Genomic DNA, 19,128 nt, shown 5'->3' on the forward strand with positions numbered 1-19,128 from the left:
GAAGGTTATAGAACGATTTCGTAAACATTGTAAACGAAATATTAAAAATTGCGTCTTCATTCTGAAGAAATGTAAACGGTATTAGAAATTTTGGCAATGTACGAAAGCGCGACCATTCCCTAAAATTCAAGGAGAACCCGATAAGGGGAGCGATATTAGCAGGATGAACACGAGGAGGGGGAATAGTTAAAATGAAAAACCGAAATGTCATATTTGTTTCCCTAATAATGTCATTTGTATTGGCATTAACGGGCTGCAGCGGAGGTGGAGGCAAATCTGATTCCGACCAAAACGGCGAAGCCGATCCGGCCAAGACGCAGCAGGAAGGGACGCCGAAGGAGGTCGGCTATCCGGAAAGTCTGACGTACTGGGTAACGTTGAATTCCAACGCTTCCGCAACCCTTCAAAATGCCGGTGAGATCAAGGCATATCAAAAGCTGGAGGAAATGACGGGAACCAAGGTGCAGTTCCAGCACCCTCCGGCAGGATCGGAGCAGGACTCCTTCAACATCATGGTATCGTCCGGCGATCTGCCCGACGTGATCGAGCACAACTGGTCCGCCGTTTCGGGCGGTCCCGACAAGCTGATTGGAGACGGCACCCTGATTCGCCTCAATGAGCTTATTGATCAGCATGCCCCGAATTTAAAGAAGGTGCTCGACGAAAATCCGGAGTATCGCAAAATGATTACTTCGGACGACGGAAATATATACGTGTTTCCGTTTCTGCGGGGCGACGACTACCTGTTGACCTACAACGGGCTGATCATCCGCCAGGATTGGCTGGACAAGCTGGGACTTGGCATGCCGGAAACGATCGAAGAGTGGCATACGGTTCTGACCGCTTTCAAGAACGACGATCCGAACGGGAACGGACAGGCCGATGAAATCCCGCTTCGCCTGGATCCGGGTCAGCTCTCTATGAATAAGGCGTTTCTGGGGGCATGGGGGATCACCGACTCCTTTTACCAAGTGGACGGGGTCGTAAAATACGGTCCGATCCAGCCGGAATTCAAGGAATTTTTGCAAACGATGAGCCGGTGGTATGCCGAAGGCCTGATCGACCCGGATTATCTCTCAGGAGACTCCAATCTGTGGGACGCCAAAATTACGAACAACACGCTGGGCGCCTTCACCGGCTATACGGGCAGCGGCATCGGCCGCTATCTGCAGATGATGGAAGGGAAGGGCGGCGGCTTTGATCTTGCCGGCGCGCCGAACGTGGCCTTGAAGAAGGGGGAGACGCCGCCGCTGGGCCAGAAGGATTCTCCGTTTACGGGGTACGGCGCCGCCATCACATCCAAAAACCAGAACCCGGAGGCCACCGTCAAATGGCTTGATTACAAGTACGGGGAGGAAGGATCACTGCTGTTCAACTTCGGCATCGAGGGAGAAAGCTACGAGATGGTTGACGGGTACCCGACGTATACCGAGCAAATCACGAAAAACGATAGTCTTCCGATTGCGCAGGCCTTGGCGCAGTATGCGATGGCCGGATACTCCGGTCCGTTCGTCCAGGATCGCAGGTATATGGAGCAGTATTCCTCGCTGCCGCAGCAAGCGTCGGCCATCGAAGCCTGGATGAATGCCAAGAACGACCGCTTGATGCCGGTCATTTCCCCGAACGAAGAGGAATCGGCCCGGTACGCATCCATCATGAACGATGTGAAAACCTACTACGACGAAATGCTGAACAAATTTATCATGGGCGTGGAGCCGATCGACCAATTCGAAGCCTTCGTCGAAACGATTAAAGGCATGGGAATCGAAGAGGCCGTCGCCATTCAGCAGGCCGCGCTGGACCGCTATAACAGCCGTTAACAATGACTTGTTTGAATCAAGAAGCCGGGACCGCACCGATATATGGGCTCCGGTCAACCTTAGCAAATAGCATAAAGGAGGGACAACTGTGGAGTTAGGCAGGAAGGATGCAGCATCCGCCCGAATCAGCCAACCCTTCGGCGTAAGAGTCAGGAAGGATTTCAAGCGCAATCGGTTGATTTACCTCATGCTGCTGCCCGTCGTGGCTTTTTATGCCATCTTTCATTACGGGCCGCTGTACGGGCTTCAGATCGCCTTCAAGAACTTTTCTCCGGGCAAAGGCATCTGGCATAGCGAATGGGTAGGCTTTCAGCATTTTCAGGATTTTTTCACCGGCTTTTTCTTTGAGCGGGTATTGCGAAATACGGTGTTACTCGGCTTATATGACCTGATCTTCGTGTTTCCCGCCTCCATCCTATTGGCGCTTATGCTAAATGAAGTGCGAAGCCGCTTCTTTAAGCGGACCGTGCAATCCATCACCTATATCCCCCACTTTATTTCCGTCGTGGTCGTAGTGGGGATGATGGTCGATTTCATGTCGACGGACGGACTGATCAATCAGATCATCCAGTTTTTTGGAGGGAAAGGGGTCCCGTTTCTGCGGCTGCCGGAATGGTTCCGGACGCTCTTTACGACTTCGGCGATTTGGCAGGGCGTCGGTTGGGGCTCGATCATATATCTGGCGGCAATCTCGAACATCGACCCTTCTCTTTACGAGGCTGCTAAAGTGGACGGAGCCGGCCGCTGGAAGCAGATGCTCCGCATTACGCTGCCCGGCATCATGCCGACGGTGATCATTTTGTTCATCTTGCGGATCGGCAGCTTCATGGTCTTACAGGATGAGAAGATTCTGTTGATGTACAATCCGTCCACGTACGAAACGGCGGATGTCATCGGCACATACGTGTACCGCAAGGGGATATTGGAGGCGAGCTACAGCTACGCCGCAGCCGTGGGCATGTTTAATTCGCTCATTAACATGGCGCTGCTGCTGGGAGCGAATTATATCAGCAAACGCTATTCCGATACGAAGCTGTGGTAGTAGAAGGAGGCAGACAGCATGGTGCATAAAAAAAGCTTTGGCGAGCATGCGTTTGATATAACCAATGTCGTTCTGCTGTTCACCTTGTCGGCCGTTACGCTGTACCCGATCGTTTACGTGCTGTTCGCTTCGATCAGCGATCCGAACCAGTTCGTGCAGCACCGGGGGATTTTGTGGTGGCCGGCCGGATTTTCCTTGGATTCCTACAAAATGGTGTTTGAGAATCCGAACATTCTAAACAGTTATCTGAACACGTTGTTCTATGTCGTCGCAGGAACGACGCTTAATATGGTGATGACTGCGCTCGGGGCTTACGGGCTATCCCGCCGGAACGTGATGTGGGGCAGCTTGATCATGATATTGATCGTGTTGACGATGTTCTTTGACGGTGGCCTCATTCCCAAGTATTTGATCGTTCAAGGACTGGGCTTGACGGATACCTATTTGGCATTAATTATCCCGAGTGCCATGACCACCTGGAATTTGATTGTGATGCGGACCGCTTTCCAAAGCGTGCCGGTATCGCTAGAGGAGGCGGCCCGCATCGACGGGGCCAATGACTGGACGATTCTATGCCGGGTGGTCATCCCGCTCTCGATGCCGGTGATGGCCGTCATGATTCTGTTCTATGGCGTGTGGCATTGGAATAAGTGGTTTGATGCGCTCATCTATTTGAGAGATCGGGATTTGTTTCCGCTTCAGCTCATTTTGCGGGAGATTCTGGTCCAGAACGATACGAACAGCATGATGACCTCGGTTGGCGGGGGAGACCGAATGCCCGTGGCGCAGACGATCAAGTATGCAACCGTAATGGTTGCAACGCTGCCGATCCTGTTCTTGTATCCGTTTTTGCAGAAATATTTCGTCAAAGGCGTCATGGTCGGCGCGATTAAGGAATAGGAGGGGAAACGGCATGTGGGAGCAGGCTATGGAGGACGCATGGAAGAAGACGCTTGGCAACCTTCGTCGTGCCCCCGGCTTGTTCCCCCACATTACCTCGGAGAAGAGGTATGAATGGGGGGAGAACCGGGATTGGATCGAGGGATTTTATACCGGGATGACCTGGCTCTGCTACGAATATACCGGGAAAGAGGAGTTCAGGGAATCAGCGCTTATGCAGGTGGAGAGCTTTCGGGAACGGCTGCATGTGACCCGGCGCAACCTGGATCATCATGACATCGGTTTTTTGTATCAGCCCTCCGCCGTGGCGGCATGGATCATCGACCGGGACGAGGCTGCCAGAACGCTTGCGCTGGAGGCGGCGGAGCATTTGATGCTTCGCTGGCGTCCCGAAGGGCGTTACCTGCAGGCATGGGGACCGAAAGGCGACCCGCAGAACGGCGGTCGAATCATCATCGACTGCATGATGAATCTGCCGCTGCTGTACTGGGCGTTCGAACAGACTGGCGACATGCGGTACCGTGAGGCCGCGGAGCACCAGGCGGACAAAAGCCGCCGTTATTTAATGCGGGGCGACGATTCGTCATATCATACGTTTTATTTCCGGGAGGAGAGCGGGATTCCGATCGGAGGCGGAACGCATCAGGGGTATCATGACGGATCCACCTGGTCCAGGGGACAGGCGTGGGCCGTGTACGGGTTCGCGTTATCCTATCGCTATACGCAAAATCGAGAATACCTGGAGACCGCGATAAGAGCCGCCCGGTATTTTATCGGACGCCTTCCGTCAGATGGAATTCCATATTGGGATTTTGACGCGGAGATTGCGGAAGATACGCCCCGTGACAGCTCGGCATCAGCCATTGCCGTCTGCGGCATGCTGGAAATCCGCTCGCTGCTGGAAGAAGACGATCCGATCAGGGCTGAGCTCGGCTCCGCGGCCGATCGTCTGCTGAAAGCGCTGGTCGAACGATGTGCGACCCTGGACGACGACGGTGCGGAAGGGCTGTTGAAGCACGGATCGTACCATGTGCGGGGCGGGAGAGGTCCTGATGATTATATGATTTGGGGCGATTATTTTTATGTGGAAGCGCTGATGCGCAGCATCAACGGGAAAGCGGGGTACTGGTATGAACGACAGCGCGTTTGAGACCCGGGCGCTGAGTTCGTTGTCGAAAGTGTTTACGGATTCGGAATTGAATGATCCGCCATGTCGACGGACAAGCGCCTTGCGGCGGGAAATCGTGTCCTTTCAAACCGCCTACCGCACAGGGGAAAGGCTGAGGGATGTGCGTGTCGAGGCAAAGGCCCCCGAAGGGTTATCCGTATCGGTGTATGCGGTCGGGCTGGTTCAGTCCGAATTTCCGATTTATCCGGACCATGACGGGCATATCCTGCGGTCGACGCCGGGGCTCTACCCCGATCCGTTGTACCCGCTGGATCCGGAGAATAGGGTTCATTCCCCGGGAAATCAGTGGCGGTCCGTATGGTTGGAGGTTCAGGTGACGGAGCGGGCCGAACCCGGCATTCATGCGATCGAGGTCGTCTTTTATTCCCAGCATGGGGAAGAGCTTGGCGGGGAACGGTTTGAAGTGGATGTGATCCCGGCTTCCCTGCCGAAGCAGCGGCTGATCCGGACGGAATGGTTCCACTGTGACGGTCTGGCACAATTTTACGGGGTGGAGGTGTTTTCGGAGGAGCATTGGCGCTTGATTGAGCGGTACGTCGAGACTGCGGCGGAGCATGGCATCAATATGCTGCTTACTCCGCTGTTCACGCCGCCGCTGGATACCGCCGTAGGAGGAGAGCGGCTGACGGTCCAGCTTGTGGATGTGGAGAAGTCCGGTGACGGATATGCTTTCGGCTTCGATAAGCTGGAGCGCTGGATCAAGATGGGGCAGCGGCTTGGCATCGAATATTTCGAATTTTCGCATTTGTTTACCCAGTGGGGAGCAGCTCATGCGCCGAAGATTATGGTCCGGGAGGACGGGGAGACGAGGCGCCTCTTCGGTTGGGACACGGATGCGCTCGGGGCGGAGTATCGGGAATTCCTAGCCCGGTTTCTAAAGGAGCTTGTACAGCTGATCCGAGGGCTTGGCATTGAGGACAGGATATTCTTCCATGTATCGGACGAGCCCCATTTGGAGCATCTGGAGACTTACCGGAAAGCGGCGGAAATCGTGGATGTAGCGGTGGGAGATTATCCCCGGATCGACGCACTGTCCGATTATGCGTTTTATAAGGAGGGGCTGGTTCCGAATCCGATTCCGGCGACGGACAAGCTTCAGCCGTTTCTCGAATCCGGAGTTGCCCCCCTGTGGACCTATTATTGCTGCAGCCAATATAAACAGGTGGCAAACCGCTTCTTCTCCTTTCCGTCCGAGCGGAACCGCATCCTCGGGCTGCAGCTGTATAAGTACCGGATTAAGGGCTTCCTCCATTGGGGCTTCAATTTCTGGAACTCCCAATACTCTAAGCGGCCGGTGAACCCCTATCTGACCACCGATGCGGATATCGGCTATCCATCCGGCGATGCCTTTCTGGTATATCCGGGCGAGGACGGTCCCGTATGCTCCTTACGGATGAAGGTATTCCGCGAAGCGCTGCAGGATCTCAGGGCGCTTGAGCTGCTGGAGCAAACCATCGGGAGGGACGAAGTTCTTAACATGATTGAGGTGTCGCTCGAAGCGCCGCTGTCCTTTGAGCGCTACCCGCGGGATGCTGGATGGCTGCTGGATTTGCGAAACGCCGTTAACGAGCAAATCAGAGCAAGTATGATGGAACGATAAACCCGAAGTAAATCCTTGTGAGAGGGAGGAATGGATGATGAGCTTCAACTTCAAGCGCTGGCTGTCCATGGTTCTGGTCATCGCGCTTACGGCGGGGGTGTTTCCTGCGGCGGGAAGGCCTGTTTCGGCTCAAGGGGCGGCACCGGCCGGCAATTTGCTAATGAATTCGGATTTTGAAGCCGTAACGGCCAAGTCCACCTGGCTGGACCAGGTCGCGCCGGAGCATGTCAGCGAATGGAGGGCGGCCGGAAACCCGGTGTTCGCGGTGGATCAGGACGTGTATTATAGCGGGAGCCGCTCGGTTTCCATTTCCGGCACCGCTTCCGGCACCGACCGGGGAGCGATTACGCTGCCTGCGGCAGGGATTGAAGCCGGCAAGAGCTACTTGCTCACCGGCATGTATAAGCTCGAGCAGGTGACGGATCAGGTCGTGGTACGCTTTCAGTACAAGCGGAACGGCTCGAGCAGCATCAGCTATGCGGTCCAAGGGCAGAAGGGAACCCGGGATTGGACCCGCTTCAGCCATGTCATCCATGTCGCTTCCGATATGGATGCCAGCCCGCAGGGAAAGGTGGAGGCGTTTCTGGAAAAATCGGCGGGCACGGTATGGTTCGACCAGCTTTCCCTTCGGGAATATGTCCCGCTTGAGGAATTTACGCTCGATCCGCAGATCATCAGCTTGAGAACGGGCGAAGCCGGACGCATTCAGGCATCCTTTGCACCGGAGAATGCGTCCGATACCTTCCTGGAGTGGAGCTCCTCCAACACGGTCACGGCGTCGGTGTACCAGACGGGAGAGGTCGCGGCGCATCATGCGGGTTATTCGGTCATTTCCGCCGCCTCCCATTCGTCGGGCGTAACGAGGCAGGCCGTGGTCACGGTGGACACTCCACCCGGGTTGACTGCCGAGCCCTATGCGGGCACCGTGAATGAAAACGGCGTTTTGGACGGGCAGCTGACCGCTGCGGACAGCTCCGGTACCTCCGGCGGCTCCGTTTCCTTTGAGCTGGCGGCGGCGCCCCGCCACGGCACGGTAAGCGTCTCTTCCGACGGTTCGTTCCGCTATTACCCGAACCGGGATTACGCCGGCCCGGATTCCTTCCTGTTTGTGGCCATCGGCAAGGAGGGAGGGCCCGCCGCCGCGGCGGCCATGATCGAGGTGCTGCCGAAGGACGGGCCGCCCGTGCTTGACCTCCTGTGGTACTCCACCGGGAAGAACACGCCATTAGAAGGGCGGATAGGCCGTCTTCTCTCGGAGGAGGCTGTGGAGTGGACGCTGACCGGCGCTCCGCGCGGCGAAATGTCTCTCGCTTCGGACGGTTCGTTTACTTATACGCCTGCCTCGAATGATGTCGGCTACGATTCATTTGAAGTGACGGCAACGACGGCGTCGGGGAAATCGGCTACGGGCAAGGCCTATATTTTTGTTATACCGGATGAGACAGACTTGATGGGGAAGCTTGCATCCAGCGGCAACGAAGGCGTCCATCCGCGCGTTCTGGCGAATGCGGAGGATTTTGCCCTAACCCGCAGCCTGATCGGCAAGGATGAATACGTCACGGCTTGGTTTGAGCAGCTGAAGCGGGAAACGGATCGGCTGCTGGATGCGGAGCCGTACGGTTATCTTCCGAACGGGGGGAGCAACAGCAATGTGCGGGATTTGCTGATCCGTACGGCGATGATGTACCGGCTAACCGGGGATGAGGCTTACGCACAGCGGGCCGTGCAGGAACTTGAATCCGCCGCGTCGTTCCCGGATTGGGGAGGCCGCTATAACAATATGCTCTCCTTAACGTATATGACGCTTGGATTTACGCTCGCTTACGACTGGCTGTACGACGCCATGACGGAACAAGAGCGGAGCATGGTCCGGGAGGCGGTCATGAAGCATGCGTTCAGTCATGCACTCGCTTGGTACCGTGGGGAATTCACCCATAATGGGGAGTTCAACAACATCAATTTCGTGGATAACGGCAGCTTTGCCGTTGCGGCGCTCGCCATGCTCGGCGATGACGAGAAAGCGACTCAAGCCGGACTGGAAATTCTCCGGGGGTCCTACGGCAAGCTGCAGCATACGCTTCGATTCTTCGCGGAGGACGGCTCATGGCCTGAAGGGCCGCATTATTGGCAGTACGGGACCGAGTTCCTTTTTTATAAGATTGCTGCAATGCATAATACGCTCGGAACCGACTATGGCTTGGCGGAGCTGAAGGGCGTGAAGGCATCGGGGGAATATCCGCTGCATTTATGGGGGCCGGGAGGATTTTTTAACTTTTACGATTCGGCAACGCCGAACGTGCATCCCCAAACGCTCTGGATGGCCGATTTCTACGATCAGCCGCATTACGCCTGGTATGCGGGAGAGCTGACCCGGCGGGAAGGGGCTTTTTCCCCGTACTATCTGCTGTTCTACCGCCCGGGCATGTTTGACGAGCAGCCGGCAGCGCTCGACCGGGTATTTACCGGAATCGAATCGATATCCATGCGCAGCGGCTGGTCAAATCTGAACGATGCGTATGCCTCGATAAAGGGGTTTAACGATACGCTGCTCAGCCATATCGATATGGACGCCGGCACCTTTGTATTTGATGCGCTGGGAGAACGCTGGGCAACCGATCTGGGGATGGAGAATTACAGTCTCCCCGGCTTCTGGGATTATGCCGGCGGTCAACGCTGGACTTATTACCGCAAAGGCGCGCAGGGGCAGAACGTCATGGTCATCAATCCGCAAGAAAACCCTGTGTTTATGCAGGATTACGGCGCCAAGGCACCGCTTGTCCGGAGCGAATCCAAGCCTCGCGGCGCATTTGGCGTGATCGACCTGACCGAGCGGTATCCGAAGGATGCATGGTCCTACAAGCGGGGATTGATGCTGACCGGCGATCGCGAGCAATTGATTGTTCAAGACGAGTTCGAACTCAAGTCGCCGTCCGAGCTGTATTGGTTCATGCACACGGAAGCCGAGATCGACGTGCTCGGCAGCGGACAAGAGGCCGTGTTGACGCAGAACGATAAGAAATTGTACGTGCGGATGCTGGACGCTCCGGAGGGAGCGGCGTTTAGCGCGATGAAGGCTGAGCCGCTGGAAGGGACGCCGAATCCTTCGGGGCAAACCGTCAATCACGGCATTCGGAAGCTGGCCGTCCATATGGAGGGCGTGACCGGAGGACGTCTGTCCCTGTGGATGGTTCCGCTGACAGCCTCGGCACCGCTGCCGGAAGTGTCTCCGGACGTCCGCAGCCTCGATGATTGGACGATCCCGGATGGTCCGCTGCCTGAGAAGGTTCCGCTGCCTGAAGCCGAATCCATCCTCGTGGACGGGACCCCTCTCGCCGGATTTGACCCGCAGCGCACGTATTACGAATGGACAGTGCCGTACGGGGAGCGGTCGAAGGTGCCGAAGGTCGAGGCGGTGTCCGGTCATGAGGTTTCGGTCCAGACGGCTGAAAGTATTCCGGGAAAAACCTATATTGACGTGACCGATCCGTCGAGGCCGGAAGTGAGCAACCGATATACGATTGCCTTTACGGTCGGACCTTTGATCGGCGATCCCCCTCCGGGCTTCCGTCTGCCGGTCCGGGAGGTCACGGCCAGCGCAGTCCCTCAGGCGAACCAAGGCCATACGCCCGATAAAACGATGGACGGAGACATGATTACCCGCTGGACCTCGGAGGGACCGCAGTGGATTCAGTATGACCTCGGCGAGGCCAAGCAGGTTGGAGCGGTATCGATCGCGTTTTTCAGCGGAAATACGAGAAAGTCCTATTTCACCATCGATGTTTCAGTGGACGGTGTTCATTGGGAGCAGGTGTATGCAGAGGGGGTCAGCTCGGGATTGACGGCCGAACCGGAGGTGTTCCTTTTTCCGGAAGTCACCGCGAGGTATATCCGGATTAACGGTTCGGGCAATACCTCGAATCAATGGAATAATTACGCGGAGGTCGGCATATTTAAGCCGATGAGGGGAAACGCGGAAAACAGCATTTTACGTGATGCAGGTTAAGGAAGCATCTATAGCCTGCCAATCGAAAAGGAGCGTAGTCGAAATATGAACAGGATGATCGGCGGGAGAGGACAAACGCTGCGGCTCGGCTTCATCGGTCTGGGCAAGCGCGGCAAAAGTCTGCTCGAGCTGCTTGTAGAAATGCCGGACGTGGAAATTGCGGCCATATCCGATCTTTACGAGGATCGGCTTGAAGAGGCCGCGAGAGTGGTAACCGATATGGGCAGACCTGCCCCAGCCAGCTGCTCGGATTATCGCGAGGTCATCGGTCGCGAGGATGTTGAGGCGGTTATTATCGCCTCATCCTGGACCAGCCACAGCGAGATTGCCATAGCGGCCATGCAGGTCGGCAAGCCCGTGGCGTCGGAAGTGGGGGGAGCCGCTTCTTTGGAGGAATGCTGGCAGCTCGTGCGCACGTATGAAGCGACCGGCACGCCTTGCATGCTGTTGGAAAACTGCTGTTACGGCCGGGAGGAAATGGCGCTGCTGCATATGGTCCGTCAGGGAGTGTTCGGCGAGCTGATCCACTGCCAAGGGGCATACGGGCATGATCTACGGGATGAGGTTGCCAAAGGAATAGAGAACCGCCACTATCGCATCCACAATTACTTGCGCCGCAACGGCGACGTGTACCCGACGCATGGTCTGGGTCCTGCCGCCAAATTGCTGAATATCAATCGCGGAAACCGGATGACCAAGCTGTCCTCCATGGCGACCAAATCGCGCGGCGTAAGGGATTGGGCCCGCCGGCATTTGGGCGAAGACCATCCCGTGGCACGGACGGAGATGGCCCTTGGCGATGTCGTAACAACCATGATTCAATGTGCGAACGGGGAGACCATTCTGCTCACCCACGATACGTCGCTGCCCCGTCCATATTCCCGCGGCGGGCGCGTTCAGGGAACCCGGGGCATCTGGATGGAGGACGGAGGCGTCATTCACCTGGAAGGACGAAGTCCGCTCCATGAGTGGGAACCCTTTGAGCATTACCTTCAGGAATACGAGCATCCGCTGTGGACCGAATACATGCAAGACGGCGTGCGGGGCGGCCATGGCGGGATGGACTATCTGTGCCTCCGCGCATTTGTCGAGAGTGTTCTTCAGGAAAGGGAGATGCCGATCGACGTCTATGATATGGCGTCCTGGATGGCGGTGACCGCCCTGTCCGAACAATCGATCGAGACTGGAAGCGCCGCCGTTGCGATCCCGGATTTCACCAACGGGAAATGGATGAACAGGGAAGCGGCGGAACCCGCCGGCATTTCTTTTTAATACAAAGCCTGGCCTCGAGTCCGTTGCCCTTGTATTTGGCGATTCACCACACCAAAGCACCTAAGCTTTAAAATAAACTCTTGCAATTCCTTTGCCGTGTGTAATACAATGCTTTATAAATTCATAACAAGACATGCTGCAACAAGCAATGATGGAAAGAGTAAGCGACAGAAGCTTCCTGACAGGAAAGGGCTGCCACCGACTGAGAGCGCCCGGGTGAAGATTCTCCGCCGAAGTTCATTCCGGAGCCGGTATTCCGATAGCTTTGCATTCCTAAGAATGGGAAGCGGTAGGTTTACCCGATGCCCTCGCGTTAAGAGGTTCAAGTGAGATAAGCGAAGAAGGAACTGTTTTTTTGCATATCTAATAAGGGTGGTACCACGACTCCTCGTCCCTTGCGGCGGGGGGTCTTTTTTATTTATATCAGATCATACACATAAGGGAGAGATTCGATATGAGTCAAGGACGTTTGGAGCAATTACGATCAGAGCTGGATTCCGTTAACTTGCAGCTGCTGGAGCTGCTGTCGGAACGGGCGCGCCTAGCCCAGGAGATCGGGCAGGAGAAGCAGAAGCAGGGAGTGCCGAATTTCGACCCGGTACGGGAGAAAAAAATGCTGGATGCCCTGGTCGAGCACAATCACGGCCCATTCGATAACGAAACGGTGCGACATCTGTTCAAGCAGATCTTCCAGGCATCGCTGAAGCTGCAGCAGGTCGACCATAAGAAGCATCTGCTCGTCAGCCGCAAGAAGAAGAAGGAGGACACCTTGATCCAGCTTGGGGATACGGTCATTGGCGGCGGAACGCCGGTCATGATTGCAGGGCCATGCTCGGTTGAGAGCTATGAGCAGGTTCGTCAGGTCGCAAAGGCTCTGAAAGAAGCGGGTATCACCGTGATGCGCGGCGGGGCGTTCAAGCCGAGAACGTCGCCGTATGATTTCCAAGGCCTGGGCGTTGAGGGGCTTAAAATTTTGAAGGAGGTCGCTTCCGAATTCGGACTGAAAACGATCAGCGAAATCGTGGATCCGGCTCATATCGAGCTTGCCTGCGACTATATTGATGTCATTCAGATCGGCGCCCGGAATATGCAAAATTTCGAGCTGCTCAAAGCAGCGGGCGACGTCAAGACCCCGGTTCTGCTGAAGCGCGGGCTTGCGGCTACGATCGATGAATTCGTGCATGCCGCCGAATACATCGTATCCCGCGGCAATACGCAGGTCATGCTGATCGAGCGCGGAATCCGGACCTATGAGAAGGCTACAAGAAATACGCTGGACATCTCGGCGGTGCCGATCCTGAAGCAGGAAACCCACCTTCCGGTGCTCGTGGACGTTACGCATTCTACGGGACGCAAGGATATTTTGGCTCCATGTGCAAGAGCGGCCCTCGCTGCCGGCGCGGACGGCGTCATGGTGGAGGTTCATCCCGATCCGGCGACCGCTCTGTCCGACGCGGCTCAGCAGCTGAATATTCCGGAGTTCCAGGACTTCCTGGACAATGTGAGAAAATCCGGCTTGCTGCCGGCACACTCATTGGTATAACCGATTGGGAAATAAAGGGTTGACAAATCGCTGTTCATTCCCTAACATAGTTATCAATTCAATCGCATAATCCAAATGTTTCGATTAGAAATAGTAGAAGCGAAATGACTTTTCAGAGAGCCGTTGGCAGGTGCGAAACGGTAATGTCGTTCCCTTTGAACTCGTCTATGAACAGCTGCCTGACAATGTAGGGTAAGCCGGAGTTCCACCGTTACAGGGATAGATGGTGATGGCCATCGAAGAAGATCATTTTACTTGTAAAATGAATTAGAGTGGTACCGCGGGTTCAACCTCGTCTCTATAGCAGAGACGGGGTTTTTTTGTTGGTTAAATTCCGGGTTTAACCAACCCCGCTTGAAATAGATATAGATCAACGATAACTTTCCGGGGAGGAATCAGAAATGACACGAAGCATTATCGTCCTTGACACAACCTTGCGCGACGGAGAACAGGTACCGGGCGCGAAAATGAACGTGCACCAGAAGATTGAATTCGCCCAGCAGCTGAAACGGCTGAACGTGGACATCATTGAAGCGGGCTTTCCCGCTTCGTCGGCCGGGGATTTCGAGTCCGTCCGGGAAATTGCACGAACCGTAGGTGACAGCGTCTCGATTACCGCGCTGGCGCGGGCCGTGAAGAGCGACATCGACGCGGTGTACGAAAGCATCAAGCTGGCGCAAAGCCCGCTGATTCATATCGTGCTCGGAACCTCGAATATCCATGTCGAGAAGAAATTCAACCGCTCCAAGGATGCGGTGCTGCAAATGGGCGTCGATGCGGTGAAATATGCGAAAACGCTGCTGCCGCAGGTGCAGTATTCCACAGAGGACGCTTCCAGGTCCGACTTCGAATACCTGTGGACAACGATCGAAGCGGTCGTCAAGGCGGGGGCCACGATGATCAACATCCCCGATACGGTCGGTTATGCCGTGCCGGAAGAGTTCGGCGAGCTGATTCGCAAAATCAACGAGCGGCTCAAAAACCTGAACGATCAAGTCATTCTAAGCGTTCATTGTCATAATGACCTGGGACTCGCTACGGCCAATACGCTAGCAGCCGTGAAGAACGGCGCCGAGAAGGTGGAGTGCACCATCAACGGATTGGGAGAGCGCGCCGGCAATACATCGCTGGAGGAAGTGGTGATGGGATTGAAGGTGCGGGAGAATTATTTCAACGCGAGCACGAACATCCGGACGAAGGAGCTGATCAAGACCTCCCGCCTGCTGACGTATTTGACGGGGCTGGATGTGCAGGTGAACAAGGCCATTACGGGCGAGAACGCCTTTGCCCACTCCTCCGGCATCCATCAGGACGGATTGCTGAAGGATAAGCAGGTGTATGAGATCATGTCGCCGGAGGAGGTTGGCGCCGACAGCATGGAGCTGATTCTGACGGCCCGTTCGGGAAGACACGCCTTCCGAAACGCGGTCGAGAAGCTGGGCTTTGACGCAGGCGAGGGCGAGGAATTCGAGGCGCTGTTCGCGAAATTCCTTCAGTTGGCCGACGCGAAGAAGGAAGTGTACGACCATGACGTCTTTTACCTGGTTACGCATCACCGGACTTACGAAGACGCCGGCAGCCATCTGTATGAGCTGGATTCCTTCCAGGTCGTCACGAACGCTCTGCATCCTACCGCTACCGTCAAGTTGAAAAAAGGCGGGGAGACGGTGCAGGACAGCACGGTGGGAGACGGCCCGATCGATGCGCTGTACAGCGCGATCAAGACGATCGTTGGCCTGGACGTCGAGCTGAAGGATTACAAAATCAACAGCCTTTCCCGCGGCAAAGAAGCCATCGGCCGGGTCAACATCCGAATCGAGTATCAAGGGAAAAGCTATTCCGGCCGCGCGATGGACACGGATATCATCAAGGCCAGCGCGCTCGCTTTCCTGAACGGAATCAACGCCGTTCTGTTGGACGCTGCGCAAGAAGTGCAGGCGTAAGCCGAGATCGGAACGCGGAAACCTCGTCTTACAGTAAGTGAGACGAGGTTGTTCGCGTTTGGGATGTGACGGGATAAATGGGGCCTTGCCTTAGATCGGAATTATGCTGGTGAAGCTTATTGACCGTTCGTTACAAAATATATATAATTTAGCTGGAAACTTAGGAAAGGAGCCGTTTAGAGTGAGAACAACATAGCGCATTTTCCGGACGTTGAGGCCGGCCAGCATCGTCCAGCAGCCATTACAGGCTTCGTTTAGACAGGGCGGGCGGCGATAAAGTCGTTTAATTACATCAATTTTGTACTGTATAGTAAAAAAATTGAGGCTGCCAGAAAGCAGCTTCCAGAAAACGTTTGACGGTCCGGTGTCAGCCCGCTAAGAGGTTCGGTGAATGGTTCGGTGAAGCCAAATAAAGTCTGGTGAAGAAGGTAATCCCGGTAGAAGCCATTAATGTCTGGCGAAGAAGGTAATCCCGGTACAGTTCCGAGTGAAAGCTCAAGTGGGCCCATGTCCGCCAATAAGAGCCTGGTGTGGCATAGACGGTGCCCGACCAATTTTTGTACCAATCACTACAAAAATGTTTGTGAAGGAGTGGATTTTGAATGCCGTTATCCATTTATATTATGGGTCTTATGATTTTCTCCATGACGACCTCCGAGTTCATGGTCGCGGGGATCATGCCTGCACTGTCTGCGGAATTCCAAGTATCGGTGGCAGCGATCGGGTACTTGATCACCGCATATGCTGCGGGGATGATCGTGGGAGGGCCGCTGCTGACCGCTGTCCTGCTGAAAGTGCCGCGAAAGCAATCGTTCATGATCGTCTCGGCCATCTTCTTGGCCGGTCAGGTGCTTGGCGCTATGGCTCCAAGCTATGAGTTGATGATGGCGGCCCGGATCATGACCGGCCTATCCTCCGCCGCGGCCTTCGGCATATCGCTGACGATCTGCTTCAGCCTGGTGGGCCCGAGTGCCAGAGGACGTGCAGCCTCGATCGTTCTAGGCGGATTAATGGTGGCCACCGCCATCGGTCTGCCGCTTGCGATCTGGATCGAACAGCATTTTGGCTGGCGAGCGAGCTTTTGGGCGGTTGTGATTCTATTGCTCATATCGGGACTCATCGGTCTGTTTACGATCCCGTCCCTGCCGAAGTCCGAGAAGATCAGCTTTCGGGAGGAGATCGGCGCGCTCAAGAACCCTAGGCTGTGGGCGGCATATTCCACCAGCATGCTGATCATCGGGGGGACCTTCGCCGCGTTCAGCTATTTTTCCCCGATACTCACCGATCTGTCAGGCTTCGGTACTGAGGCCGTACCCATGCTGCTCGGCGTTTACGGCATCGCGACGGTCATCGGCAACATCGTTACCGGCAGGCTGGCGGATCATTACATGATGCCGATTCTGACGATTGGCTTGACCGCACTGACCGCTGCGCTCGTGATGTTCGGCCTGTTCGTTCACAGCCCCGCGATCGCCGTGATCTCCGTTGTGATCGTCGGTCTGGTTGGCGTGCCTATGAATCCTGCGATGGCTACCCGGGTAACGCGCGTAGCCGATACGGGATCCATTGTTACGACGATTCACAGCTCGGTAATCAGCTTGGGGGTCATGGTCGGGTCTTCTTTAGGCGGGCTTACGATTGATGCTGGACTGGGCCTGGCTTCACCGCTTTGGGTCGGCGCTCTGCTCGCCGTTCTGGGCCTGTTGTCCCTGCTGCCGCCTGTACGTGGAGAAGGCCGAGCGAAGCGGGTGACATCCAGCCATTAAACTTTATAAGCCGCCCCCAGCCTGGAAAATAAGGCTGTAGGGCGGCTTGCGTCTTTGCTGATCTTCAGCTGAACTGCTTCGTTATGCCTGCCATAAACTCCTCATCCGACGTTTTGCTTCGCAGATCCATCAGGTAATGGGCATCGGCGCCAACCAGATAACGGAGGCGATCGGACGGATCGGTTGCCGCTTTGAAGATCGTTTCCGCTATGAGCTTCGGCTCGGAAGCATAGACGTCAAAGCTGTTCATCTGTTTTTGCAGAACCGTTTCCGTATATGAGGCGTAAGCATCGAGCGATGCATCGGTCAGCAGATCGAGGGAACGTCCGGTAAAATCCGTAGCCACGTTGCCGGGTTCTACGAGTTTCACCTTGACTTGATGAGCACCCAGCTCGTAAAAGAGGGATTCCGAAAAGCCTTCGATGGCCCATTTACTCGCATGATACAGCGACAGCAACGGAAAAGCCACTCTTCCGCCAACGGAGGATACATTGATGACCGTACCGCCGCCGCTTTGTCTGAAATGGGGAAGAAGAGCTTGCGTCGTACGAAGGACCCCAAGTACGTTGACATCGAATTGCCGCTTGATTTGGGCTTCCGTCGCGGCTTCGAATGCTCCCATCGCCGCATAACCTGCATTGTTCAGCAGGACGTCGATTTTGCCGAACGTTCGAATTCCTTCTTGAACGGCCGATTGGATGGTATCGTTCCGGGTGACATCGAGTTTCGTGACCAGCATGCGCTCCTGTCCGGCAAACTCCGTTTCGCGTTCAGGCGAACGCATGGTAGCAATGACATTCCAACCCTTCCCCCAGAAATGCCGCGCGGTTTCTCTTCCGATCCCTGAAGAAGCTCCTGTAATGAGGATTGTACTCACATTCTTCATCTCCTTTTGGTTCATTTCGATACGATTATATGACGAAAAATAAACAAAGTAAACTAAAATTATTAAATTAGTTAATTTAATAAACAATGTAAATGTGGTGAAATGGGTTTAATGATTTTACTTCTAAGTTATAATGGGGATTAGAAAAGTGGAGGGGGACATCAAGGTGAAAAAGGCGGTAAGCGCGGAGCATTACATCGAGAAAATAAAACCGGTCCTGAGAAAAACGAAGTTCAGCCAACTGAAAATCGACGAAATCGCAGGTTACATGGATATTAGCAAAGTAACCTTGTACAAGCATTTCTCATCCAGGGATGATGTTATCGAGGCTGTCGTGAAGCATTATATCGATTACCTGCTTCAGGCCGATGTCATCGTTCAAGATGCATCCATTTCTTTTGCCGAACGTTTTCAGAAAATATACGAGCAATCGCTGCGGTGCGTCGTTTATGTGTCGGATCTCTTCCTGGAAGATCTGAGAGATTCCTACCCGACGCTGTTTGACCGTCTGATTGCAGCACAGCAGATCCGATATCGAAACTTGGAGACTTTTTTCGAGGCAGGGATGGAGCAAGGCGTCTTCAACCGTTTGAATGCCGCATTGTTTATGGTTCAAGATGATGCCGTGCTTCGGCGGATCATGGACCCGCTGTTCTCGATTCATTACGACATGACCTTAAAGCAGGCGTTGATGGACTTTTACCAGTTGAAAAAATACCAGTTGTTCCAGCCGGATCATGTTGATTCCGTGCAGGATTCGAGAACGGAACAGGAGATCGTGAACATTCTGAAGATGATCACGTAATGTCCGACCGGAAACGACCGTTGACATATCGATAATTCACGATATAATGATTCGTATGAAACCAATCGAAATCTTCAAAGCACTGTCCAATGAATCGCGGCTTGATATTTTGCGGTGGCTTAAGGAGCCTGAGCAGCATTTTACGCCCCATGAAGGGATTGATATGAGGGAAATCGGGGTATGCGTGAGCCAGGTGACCGAGAAATTGAATATGACGCAATCGACAGCTTCGCAATATCTGTCCATTTTGCAGCGGGCCGGACTGATCAAGACCGAGCGGATCGGCAAATTTACGTATTACAAGCGTGATGAGGAAGTCATCCGTCAAATCGGCGAATATTTGAAGCAGGAAATATAAC

At 54.8% G+C, this 19,128-nt stretch carries 13 protein-coding genes and 1 other annotated feature; of the genes, 12 read left to right on the top strand and 1 reads right to left on the bottom strand.

The window, feature by feature from the left end:
• The first annotated feature begins 191 nt into the window (after positions 1-191).
• The 10 genes from NSQ46_RS08145 (at position 192) to NSQ46_RS08190 (ending at position 17,078) form a co-directional block, all read left to right on the top strand.
• Positions 192-1,820 (top strand): extracellular solute-binding protein, encoded by a 1,629-nt coding sequence (locus NSQ46_RS08145; protein ID WP_007127524.1) that lies wholly within the window; start codon positions 192-194, stop codon positions 1,818-1,820.
• Positions 1,821-1,944: 124 nt separating this feature from the next.
• Complete coding sequence (locus NSQ46_RS08150) at positions 1,945-2,862, top strand: ABC transporter permease subunit (protein ID WP_034273048.1); 918 nt, start codon at positions 1,945-1,947, stop codon at positions 2,860-2,862.
• Between the two features lie 18 nt (positions 2,863-2,880).
• Positions 2,881-3,762: a carbohydrate ABC transporter permease gene (locus tag NSQ46_RS08155; RefSeq protein WP_007127526.1), complete on the top strand. Its 882-nt coding sequence runs from the start codon at positions 2,881-2,883 to the stop codon at positions 3,760-3,762.
• Between the two features lie 13 nt (positions 3,763-3,775).
• Positions 3,776-4,912: a glycoside hydrolase family 88 protein gene (locus NSQ46_RS08160; protein WP_007127527.1), complete on the top strand. Its 1,137-nt coding sequence runs from the start codon at positions 3,776-3,778 to the stop codon at positions 4,910-4,912.
• Positions 4,893-6,551 carry a DUF4091 domain-containing protein gene (locus tag NSQ46_RS08165; protein WP_342576613.1) on the top strand — a complete coding sequence of 553 codons (1,659 nt, stop codon included), beginning with the start codon at positions 4,893-4,895 and terminating at the stop codon, positions 6,549-6,551. Before NSQ46_RS08160 ends, NSQ46_RS08165 begins: the two co-directional genes overlap by 20 nt.
• 34 nt (positions 6,552-6,585) lie before the next feature.
• Entirely contained in the window at positions 6,586-10,554 is a 3,969-nt protein-coding gene (locus NSQ46_RS08170) for an Ig-like domain-containing protein (RefSeq protein WP_213613531.1), read from the top strand.
• Positions 10,555-10,599: 45 nt separating this feature from the next.
• Positions 10,600-11,826, top strand: coding sequence for a Gfo/Idh/MocA family oxidoreductase (locus NSQ46_RS08175; RefSeq protein ID WP_210095003.1), 1,227 nt, complete (start codon positions 10,600-10,602; stop codon positions 11,824-11,826).
• A 454-nt stretch (positions 11,827-12,280) separates the two neighbouring features.
• Positions 12,281-13,369, top strand: a complete 1,089-nt coding sequence (locus tag NSQ46_RS08180) for a bifunctional 3-deoxy-7-phosphoheptulonate synthase/chorismate mutase (protein WP_007127531.1) — start codon at positions 12,281-12,283, stop codon at positions 13,367-13,369.
• Between the two features lie 71 nt (positions 13,370-13,440).
• Positions 13,441-13,672, top strand: a binding site (T-box leader).
• A gap of 98 nt (positions 13,673-13,770) precedes the next feature.
• A complete protein-coding gene (locus tag NSQ46_RS08185) occupies positions 13,771-15,312 on the top strand; it encodes a 2-isopropylmalate synthase (RefSeq protein WP_342576614.1) in 1,542 nt (513 codons plus the stop codon).
• A 602-nt stretch (positions 15,313-15,914) separates the two neighbouring features.
• Positions 15,915-17,078 carry an MFS transporter gene (locus NSQ46_RS08190; protein WP_342576615.1) on the top strand — a complete coding sequence of 388 codons (1,164 nt, stop codon included), beginning with the start codon at positions 15,915-15,917 and terminating at the stop codon, positions 17,076-17,078.
• A gap of 64 nt (positions 17,079-17,142) precedes the next feature.
• On the opposite strand, the gene NSQ46_RS08195 is transcribed toward NSQ46_RS08190, so the two are convergent.
• Positions 17,143-17,955 (bottom strand): SDR family oxidoreductase, encoded by an 813-nt coding sequence (locus NSQ46_RS08195; RefSeq protein WP_342576616.1) that lies wholly within the window; start codon positions 17,953-17,955, stop codon positions 17,143-17,145.
• A gap of 142 nt (positions 17,956-18,097) precedes the next feature.
• Here NSQ46_RS08195 and NSQ46_RS08200 point away from each other — a divergent pair, with 142 nt between their 5' ends.
• Together NSQ46_RS08200 and NSQ46_RS08205 are read left to right on the top strand one after the other, a co-directional pair.
• Positions 18,098-18,769, top strand: coding sequence for a TetR/AcrR family transcriptional regulator (locus NSQ46_RS08200; RefSeq protein ID WP_342576617.1), 672 nt, complete (start codon positions 18,098-18,100; stop codon positions 18,767-18,769).
• 55 nt (positions 18,770-18,824) lie between these two features.
• Positions 18,825-19,127, top strand: coding sequence for a metalloregulator ArsR/SmtB family transcription factor (locus NSQ46_RS08205; RefSeq protein ID WP_007127535.1), 303 nt, complete (start codon positions 18,825-18,827; stop codon positions 19,125-19,127).
• Position 19,128 lies beyond the last annotated feature (1 nt).

The sequence above is a fragment of the Paenibacillus sp. FSL M8-0142 genome, assembly GCF_038597315.1.
Classification (GTDB): Bacteria; Bacillota; Bacilli; order Paenibacillales; family Paenibacillaceae; genus Paenibacillus_AQ; species Paenibacillus_AQ lactis.

What these genes read in the sequence shown, in the direction of transcription:
- NSQ46_RS08145 (WP_007127524.1), top strand. Translation starts at nt 192, where the DNA reads ATGAAAAACCGAAATGTCATATTTGTTTCCCTAATAATGTCATTTGTA.
- NSQ46_RS08155 (WP_007127526.1), top strand. Translation starts at nt 2,881, where the DNA reads ATGGTGCATAAAAAAAGCTTTGGCGAGCATGCGTTTGATATAACCAAT.
- NSQ46_RS08160 (WP_007127527.1), top strand. Translation starts at nt 3,776, where the DNA reads ATGTGGGAGCAGGCTATGGAGGACGCATGGAAGAAGACGCTTGGCAAC.
- NSQ46_RS08165 (WP_342576613.1), top strand. Translation starts at nt 4,893, where the DNA reads ATGAACGACAGCGCGTTTGAGACCCGGGCGCTGAGTTCGTTGTCGAAA.
- NSQ46_RS08170 (WP_213613531.1), top strand. Translation starts at nt 6,586, where the DNA reads ATGATGAGCTTCAACTTCAAGCGCTGGCTGTCCATGGTTCTGGTCATC.
- NSQ46_RS08175 (WP_210095003.1), top strand. Translation starts at nt 10,600, where the DNA reads ATGAACAGGATGATCGGCGGGAGAGGACAAACGCTGCGGCTCGGCTTC.
- NSQ46_RS08180 (WP_007127531.1), top strand. Translation starts at nt 12,281, where the DNA reads ATGAGTCAAGGACGTTTGGAGCAATTACGATCAGAGCTGGATTCCGTT.
- NSQ46_RS08185 (WP_342576614.1), top strand. Translation starts at nt 13,771, where the DNA reads ATGACACGAAGCATTATCGTCCTTGACACAACCTTGCGCGACGGAGAA.
- NSQ46_RS08190 (WP_342576615.1), top strand. Translation starts at nt 15,915, where the DNA reads ATGCCGTTATCCATTTATATTATGGGTCTTATGATTTTCTCCATGACG.
- NSQ46_RS08200 (WP_342576617.1), top strand. Translation starts at nt 18,098, where the DNA reads ATGGGGATTAGAAAAGTGGAGGGGGACATCAAGGTGAAAAAGGCGGTA.
- NSQ46_RS08205 (WP_007127535.1), top strand. Translation starts at nt 18,825, where the DNA reads ATGAAACCAATCGAAATCTTCAAAGCACTGTCCAATGAATCGCGGCTT.